We start from the raw sequence: 7,564 nt of genomic DNA on the forward strand, positions 1-7,564 counted from the left end.
CTACGCCCTGCTCGCCAAGCCCATCGACCCGACCCCGCTTCTCTCGCTGGTCGAAAAGGCGGCAAGCGACCCGGGCAACGGCTCGCGCATCCGTGTCCTCTCGGCGAAACCGCACTGGGTCGAATTGGCCGTCCCCTGCGACCGCGACGCCGCCGAAAGGATTCAGAGCTTTCTGTCTCGCCTCGACGCCGACCTCGAGGCGTCGGTCCGTGAAGCGATCGGCCGCGTCTTTCGCGAAATGCTCTTGAACGCGATCGAATGGGGCGGAAAGCTCGATCCCACCCGGGAAGTGCGCGTCACCTATCTGCGGGCGAAGAAGTTGATTCTCTACCGCATCGCCGACCCGGGCGAAGGCTTCCGCTTCGAGGAGATCGACCACGCCGCGGTGCGGAATCCCCAGGACAATCCCATGGGACACATGGAGATTCGAGAGCAGAAAGGAATCCGGCCCGGTGGCTTCGGAATCCTGATGTCGCAGTCGCTGGCCGACGAGCTTCTCTACAATGAAGCCCGCAACGAAGTGGTCTTCATCAAATATCTCGACGCGGGCTCTTGACGTGAACATAGCCCGGCTGGCGATCAATACCGGAGGCGGCGACGCGCCAGGATTGAACGCCGTGATTCGCGCCGTCGTCCTCGCCGCGCATCGTCACGGGTGGAGCTGCTATGGCATTCGCGATGGATACGACGGCCTTCTCGAGCCGCAACGCTACCAGGACCGCGGGGGCGGTCTCGTCGCCCTCGGCCCCGATGAAGTCCGAGGCATCACCCATCTCGGGGGAACGATCCTCGGAACGACGAACACCGGCAACCCGCTGCGCTTCCCGGTTCGCCAGTCGAACGGAGAGATCGAGGAGATCGATCGCTCCGACGAGCTCGTGAGCCAATTCCGCCACCATGGCCTCGATGCGCTCGTCGCCATTGGAGGCGACGGTTCGCTGATGATTGCGAACGTCCTGCACCAGAAGGGCATCGCAGTGATCGGCGTTCCCAAAACGATCGACAACGACCTGGACCGGACAGTCGTTACCTTCGGCTTCGATACCGCGGTATCGTTCGCGACCGAATGCCTCGATCGACTCCACACGACCGCTGCCTCCCACCGTCGCATCATGGTGGTCGAAGTAATGGGGCGCTACGCTGGTTGGATTGCCCTCAACTGCGGCATCGCTGGTACCGCCGACGCCATATTGATTCCCGAAATTCCCTACGACCTCGAAAAGGTCGCACACAAGGTGCGCGAACGAGATCGGGCGGGCGCCTCGTTCTCCATCGTGGTCGTTGCCGAAGGCGCGCGGCCCCGGGGCGGCGATTACACCGTCGTCGACAAGCCGGTGGGGGCCGCCGAGCGGCTCGGGGGGGTAGGAGAAAAAGTCGCGAGGGAGCTATCGCAGCGAACGGGAAAGCAGGCGCGCCACGTCGTTCTGGGGCATCTTCTTCGGGGGGGCACGCCCACCGCCTTCGACCGCCTCATCTCACTTCGCTTCGGTGCGGCGGCGGTCCGCTGTCTCGCCGATGGTGCTGCGGGGGTTATGGTCGCCCTCGATCCCCCCACGGTTCGCCGGGTCCCCCTGGCCTCGGCTATCGGCCGCATGAAAGTCGTTCCGCTCGACTGCGACAGCATCCTCACCGCGCGCGAGCTGGGGCTCTGTCTCGGCGACTGAGCTCACTCCGTTTGCGTTCGAAGCTCCGCCGCGACCCGCTCGACCTCACGCCAGACCCGGAGCAGGTTGCCGCTCCACAGTTGGGCGATCTCCTCTTCGGTATAACCTCGCCGGACGAGCTCGAGCGTCACGTTGAAGGTCTCACTGGCATCGTTCCAGCCCTCGACGCCCCCACCCCCATCGAAATCAGAGCTGATGCCGACGTGATCGATTCCCATCACCTCGACGGCGTGATCGATGTGGTCGACGAAGTCGGACACGGTGGCCGGCGGCCACTGGGCGTCGATCTCCGCACGCCGAGCGTCGAACCGAGCGCGGGCTTCGGGCGAGAGGCCGCTCACATCACGCGTTCCGACGATCTCGAGCTCGGCGAACAGAGCTTCCATCGCGTCCTGCTTTTCCCGCGGATTCTTGACGAAGCTGCCTAGCGCCACCGTCTGCATGACGCCCCGGTTCTCCGCGAGAGCTCGAAGCTGCTCGTCGTCCATATTGCGCGGATGGTCCGTGAGAGCCCGCGTCGAGGAGTGCGAGCCGATCACCGGGGCTTTGGAAAGCGCCACGGCGTCGAGCATCGCCTTCTTCGAGATGTGCGAGACGTCTACCATGATGCCGAGTCGATTCATCTCTGCGATGACTTCACGCCCGAAATCGCTCACGCCGTCGTGCTCGCTCTCGCGGTCCCCCAGGTTCTCACGGTGCTGAGAGGAGTCCGCGATGTCGTTGTGCCCGCCGTGCGCCAGCGTGATGTAGCGAGCGCCGAGCTCGTGATATTTGGCGAGCAGGGACAGGTCCTTCCCGATGACGTATCCGTTCTCGATCCCGATGCAGGCTACGAGCTTCCCCCCGTCGTGGATGCGCGTCACGTCATCGGCGGTGTGCGCGAGCTCGATTCGATCGGGATACATCTCGTCGACCATACGATGAATGGCATCGAACTTCGTCATGGCGTCCGCCTTGGCCTTCTCGTAGTTCGCGGCGGTTCGCTCGGTCTGGCCGACGTAGACGATGAAGAAAGCCGCGTCGAGCCCGCCTTCCTCCATCTTCGGAAGATCGACCTGGAACTCCCCCCGCGCACCCGGGTCCACCTTCTCGGTCGCGTAGTCGAACGGGATGTCGACGTGCGTGTCCAGCGCGAGCACCCGGTCGTGGATCGCGCGCGCCCGATCGAGCAGGTCTTCTTCGGGCCGAGGAGCCGTGGCATCGGGGGTCTCGCCCGCGCCGCAGCCACTCAGGAGCAGAAGGAGTATGAATCCTAGGGGACGTCTCCAGACGAGAGGCAGGGTGATGGCAAACTCAACCAGGGCATTGAGCACTTTATTAGATGACGTCTTTGAGGGAGAGCCCCTGGTCCTTGAGGACGGCCATCAAGCCTTTCTTGTCGATGGTGCGGAGGGCGCGGGTGGACAGGCGAACGCGGACGGTTCGCCCCAGCTCGGGGACGTAGACCCGCTTCCACTGCAAGTTGGGACGCTGCACCCGGCGTGTCTTATTGTGCGCATGGGAGACGTTGTTCCCAGACATGGGACCTTTTCCGGTGAGCTTGCACTTCTGCGCCATTTTCCTCGGCACCTCCGAAAACGCTCCAGTTTACGCGCTTACCGGGAGCAACGCAAATGCGCGCGGGAGCTCACGCGCTCGCGTTGCTCTTACCCCGGCTGATGCCCAGTTTCTGCATGAGCTCGTACAGAGTGGGTCGGCTCACCTGCAACTCCGCCGCGGTCCGCGTCACGTTGAAATTATGCTTCCACAGCGCGTTGCTGATGAGCTCGCGCTCGACCTCCTCCCGCGCCCGCTTCAAGCTGACCACCTTTCCCGAAAGGGCATGGGGCGTCGTGAGCTCCAGATCCTCGGCCGTGATCTTCCGGCCGTCGGCCATGATGACCGCGCGTTTGATCCGGTTCTCCAGCTCACGAACGTTGCCGGGCCAGGAGTGCTGGTAGATGGCCGACAGGGCGTCGCGATCGAACTCGAGCACGCCTCGGCCGTTCTCTTGGGCGAAACGCTCCAGAAACGCTCGGGCGAGCACTTCGACGTCCTCGCCACGTTCTCGGAGCGCCGGGAGCGGGATGCGCACGACAGCCAGACGAAAATAGAGGTCTTCCCGGAAGGTCTGGCTCCTCATCGCCTTCTCGAGGTCCGCGTTGGTCGCGGCGATGACCCGGACGTCGACCTCGATCTCCCGCCGGCCCCCGATCCGCTCCAGCCGATGTTCCTGCAGAAACCGCAGCAGCTTTACCTGGAGGGATGGGGAGAGCTCCCCGACTTCATCGAGGAAGAGGGTCCCGCCGTGCGCGAGCTCGATCCGACCCTGGCGGCGGGCGTGAGCCCCGGTGAACGCGCCTTTCTCGTAGCCGAACAGCTCGCTTTCGAGGAGGTTCTCGGGAATGGCACCACAGTTGATGGGAACGAAGGGCCCCTCGGAACGCCCGCTCAAGCGGTGGACGGCGCGCGCCACGAGCTCCTTTCCCGTCCCGCTCTCGCCGTCGATGAGGACCTCGGCGTCGGAGCCAGCCACCCTCCGTACCGACTTGAACACGTTCAGCATCGCTTCGGAGAAGCCCACGATGCCCGGAAAAAAATCCTCGCTCACGTTGTTGTGAAGCTTCCGATTCTCCATCTCCAGGTCGTATACATAGCGGCCGCGGCGCAGCACCACGTGGAGCTCGTCGATCTGAACCGGCTTGGTAAAGAAGTCGTAGGCACCGAGCGATACCGCGCGCAGCGCGTGGGCACGCTGCTCCTGTCCGGTGATGACGACGACCTTGGCATCGGCGTCGATATCCAGAATCTCGTCGAGAAGCCGGAATCCCTCCTCGACTCCGTTCGAGTCGGGTGGCAGGCCCAGGTCGAGAGAGACCAGCGGCATTCGATGGGTCTCGAACAACTCCATGGCCTCGGTGCGGTCCTCGGCCTCGAAGACCTCGTACTCGTCAGCCAGAGTCCACCTCATCTGCTTTCGGATGTCCTCCACGTCGTCGACGAGGAGTAGTTTCGGTTTCTCCATAGGATTCCTTCCGCCTTCAAGCGCTGTTCATTTGCACCGGAAGCAGAACGTTGAAGGTACTTCCCTTCTGTCGCTCGCTCTGGACTTCGATCCGCCCGCCATGGGCTTCGACGATGGTCTTGCACTGATACAGACCGATCCCCAGGCCGCTTTTCTTCGTGGTATGGAACGGTCGGAAGAGCGATTGGGTGATGAATTCCGGACTCATGCCACATCCGTCGTCGACCACCGACAGCAGCACCCAGCCCTTCTCGGCCGAAGTGCGCACGATGATATTTCCCGATTCCCCGGTGGCCTCCTGCGCATTCAACACCAGGTTCGTCACCACTTTTTGCATCTCCGCGGAATCGATTCGAACGTTGGGCAGCTCGCAGCATTCACAGGAAACACGGGCTTTCATCGATCCGTTGAGCGTCGCCAGTGTCTTTCGAACCAGGTGGTTGAGGTCGCAGTCGGAGCGTTTCAGCGATAGGCCATTCGTGAGCGACGAGAGGCGTGACGTCATCGTATCGATTTTTCGTACGCTCTGGTCCATCATCCGCAGCACATCTCGTCGAAACTCGGGCTTGTCGATGTGAGCGGGAAGGTTCTGCATCGCCAGCGAAAGCCGTGAGGCGAGGTTCTTGAGATCGTGAACGAAGAACGTCGAGACGACCTGGAAGGCCTCCATCTCGCGAGCGCGTCTCAGGTCGCGCGCCAGCTGGCGATTGCGGATCGTGGCCGCGGACTGGTCGGCCAGCGTCTTCATGAGCGCGAGATCCTCGAAACTGAGTGGCTGATCGGGAAAGCGCTGACTCAGTGTCAAAAACCCGATGGGACATCCATCGTTTCCCAGGAGGGCCACACTGTACCGTGAGTTGGTTTCGCGCTCGAGCTCCGCCGCGGCGGGGGGAAGTCTCGGGTCACGGAGGTCGATCGGACGGTCGAGCGTTTCCGCCATTACTGCCAGCCAATCCCGACCGTCCGCATGTCGGCTCAGAGTCGCGTTGGCTCGAGCCGCTGACATCGCCGATGTCGCCCCCAAGAGCAGCTTGCGCTCCCCCTCTCGCACCAACCAGATGGTCGCATTCGGACATCCAAATGTATCGACCGCGATCTTCGTGATCGCGGCACACAATGGCTCGATCTCCAAGGCAGCGCTGGTATCGCGAGTGAACCGGTCCCAGATGCGGCGGTAATCGTGCGCCGGTCGTGCCAGATGCCGACTCAGCCAGCGTCTCGCTCTCAGCTGGAACCTCGTCGACAGGAACACAGTCGCCAACCCCAAGGTGGCGAGAAGGACGAAGAACGCAACGGCGGGAGGCCATTGCCGGCCGCCCAGCGTATCGATGAGCTCGACCACGCCGACAACACCCACGAAATAGATTCCCACGACCAGCAGGGTCAGCGATCTGAAGAGCAGCGCGTCCGACGGATAGAGGTCGACGCTGGCCAGGCGGCGGCGAGCAATGGAGAAGGCGACGAGGCCACAGGCGAGTAACAGCGCTCCCGACCCAATCGGGAAGAGCGTGGTCTGGACGACCGAGTAGAGGAGAACCTGACTGTCGAGAAACACCTCGACACCAAACAGGGCGCCGAGCCCCAAGATCGCGAACTTGATTTGCCACCGAACACTCCCGGCCGACGCCCGCAGAGTTCTCTCGAAGTTCACCAGAACCGCGACCGCGGACATCACCAGGATCCCATGGAGGCCGACACCGGCCGTGCCCACGGGAACGAACAGCGCGGGCGTCACATCGGCAGCGCGAATCACGAGGGCGTGCCATCCTCCGAGGACCAGCGCGCTCGGAAGCAGGAAGGCAGCGACGAGCACGAAGCGCCAGCGCCTCAGGAACTCGAAAGGAGTTGCCCGCGCGAAAGTAAGCGCCGCGCCCAGCCAGAGGCCGGGAATGACCGCGGCGACGAGAAACCGGTAGCGATGCCACATCAGCGCGTCGGACTCGTTTGCCGCCAGGGTCGACAGCGCACCAATTCCTTCGCGAGCCGCAAGGGCCACCAACCCCACGGCAAGAATGGCGTGGGCCGTTTCGTGGCGGAGCCGGCGCAAAAGAAACCCTGCAAGCGACAGGGCCGCCAGTGCCGCCAGACACGCCAAGAGTACGTCGAACTTCATTGCATCCAGCAAGATGCTCTACTGTCAACAGGTTGGGGGGATCGGATGGGGCCTACTCTTCTCTCGGCGCCCAACCGGGGGGGAGCTACGCCAAAAGCGTTAGCTTTTTTTACAGTCTAGGAGGCCCTTCTGTCAAGCCGTAATTGAATTTGTTTTGAGTAAGATAGCTGGGTCTCCATGCGAGTCGGAAAGACACTCCTCTTGACCGGCGCCCTCGCTGGCACCGTCGTTCTTGGTCGCGGGGTCCTACTCATCCAGTACGAGCCGGAGACATCCAATGCTTACGTCTGGGGCGCGTTTCACGTACATTCCACTCTCTCCGATGGTCTTTCCTCGCTCGAGGAGATCGCGGACGCCGCCAGGGAGGCGCGCGTCGGATTCGTCATGCTCAGCGAGCACGGCTCGCCCCATCCCGAGGCGACCACCCTGTCCCGAACCATCCGGGGCGTGCGCTTCATCGGAGGCTCCGAGATCGGTCTCCCCGAGGGGCACTTGATTGCGTCGGATGCGAGGAGTCTCCCCGAGTACAAACTACCTCCTTACCCCCCGGATGCCACGGCGGACATCAGAGAGTGGGGCGGCCTGTCGGTCATCACGTACCCCGAGGACCCGACTCAGCGCTGGAGCTATTGGGAAGATGACCTGGTCCCGGACGGCATCGAGATCATCAACGTGACTTCCTACTTTCGGGCAAGCTCCGCTGCAGCGAAGTTGAAATGGGCACTCTACTCTCCGTTCAACCGATATTATTACATCGAGGCCTTTACTTCGCCGTCCTATGCA

The 7,564-nt window shown here is 62.8% G+C and carries 7 protein-coding genes; 3 read left to right on the forward strand and 4 right to left on the reverse strand.

Annotation, left to right across the window (positions count from 1 at the left end):
• Together VEK15_10415 and VEK15_10420 are read left to right on the forward strand one after the other, a co-directional pair.
• A partial coding sequence (locus VEK15_10415) for an ATP-binding protein (protein HXV61097.1) occupies positions 1-556 on the forward strand: 556 nt, incomplete at its 5' end.
• Complete coding sequence (locus tag VEK15_10420) at positions 504-1,664, forward strand: ATP-dependent 6-phosphofructokinase (GenBank protein HXV61098.1); 1,161 nt, start codon at positions 504-506, stop codon at positions 1,662-1,664. The genes VEK15_10415 and VEK15_10420, both read left to right, overlap by 53 nt.
• A 2-nt stretch (positions 1,665-1,666) precedes the next feature.
• On the opposite strand, the gene VEK15_10425 is transcribed toward VEK15_10420, so the two are convergent.
• The 4 genes from VEK15_10425 to prsK form a co-directional block, all read right to left on the reverse strand.
• Positions 1,667-2,977: a dipeptidase gene (locus VEK15_10425; GenBank protein ID HXV61099.1), complete on the reverse strand. Its 1,311-nt coding sequence runs from the start codon at positions 2,975-2,977 to the stop codon at positions 1,667-1,669.
• Positions 2,978-2,981: 4 nt separating this feature from the next.
• Positions 2,982-3,221 (reverse strand): 50S ribosomal protein L28, encoded by a 240-nt coding sequence (rpmB, locus tag VEK15_10430; protein ID HXV61100.1) that lies wholly within the window; start codon positions 3,219-3,221, stop codon positions 2,982-2,984.
• Between the two features lie 70 nt (positions 3,222-3,291).
• Entirely contained in the window at positions 3,292-4,668 is a 1,377-nt protein-coding gene (gene prsR / locus VEK15_10435; protein HXV61101.1) for a PEP-CTERM-box response regulator transcription factor, read from the reverse strand.
• A 16-nt stretch (positions 4,669-4,684) separates the two neighbouring features.
• Positions 4,685-6,781: an XrtA/PEP-CTERM system histidine kinase PrsK gene (gene prsK / locus VEK15_10440; GenBank protein ID HXV61102.1), complete on the reverse strand. Its 2,097-nt coding sequence runs from the start codon at positions 6,779-6,781 to the stop codon at positions 4,685-4,687.
• Between the two features lie 177 nt (positions 6,782-6,958).
• Here prsK and VEK15_10445 point away from each other — a divergent pair.
• A partial coding sequence (locus tag VEK15_10445; GenBank protein ID HXV61103.1) for a hypothetical protein occupies positions 6,959-7,564 on the forward strand: 606 nt, incomplete at its 3' end.

The sequence above is a fragment of the Vicinamibacteria bacterium genome (assembly GCA_035620555.1).
GTDB lineage: Bacteria > Acidobacteriota > Vicinamibacteria > Marinacidobacterales > SMYC01 > DASPGQ01.